This is a genomic window from Dellaglioa sp. CoH-57-MRSF-22, from assembly GCF_056781895.1.
In genome coordinates, this window is sequence record NZ_JBXAXT010000148.1 from 1 (window position 1) to 332 (window position 332).

A 332-nucleotide genomic window follows, 5' to 3' on the forward strand; every position below is an offset into this window, starting at 1 on the left:
GTCTTCCATGAACGGAAGCGTCGCATCTACCTCCATCTCGAATTGAGTCTGGGGACCTTCGCGTACCAGACGATCAAGATCGCGGTATACGGCCTCGACGTTGTGCATCGGAATATCGAGCAACGGCTGCGTCCATTCGTTGAAGCTCTGAATCATATTGAGTGCCCATGCCACCCAAAATGACGCGTCCTCATCCACCTGCTTAAGGCGCTCGACGACGTTATGTTCCCGCAACTGCCGTTCCAGCTCTTCGTATCGCGCAAGACGCTGACCCACCAAGCGCTCGACTGCTGTTTGATTCATTATTCTTCCTCGCTGACTACTTCAGTTTT

General features: G+C 53.0%; 1 protein-coding gene. It reads right to left on the bottom strand.

The genetic code is table 11. The annotated features are described in order from the left end of the window. A partial coding sequence (locus tag AC1RPR_RS08600) for a hypothetical protein (protein ID WP_481763533.1) occupies positions 1-303 on the bottom strand: 303 nt, incomplete at its 3' end. Between the last annotated feature and the right edge of the window lie 29 nt (positions 304-332).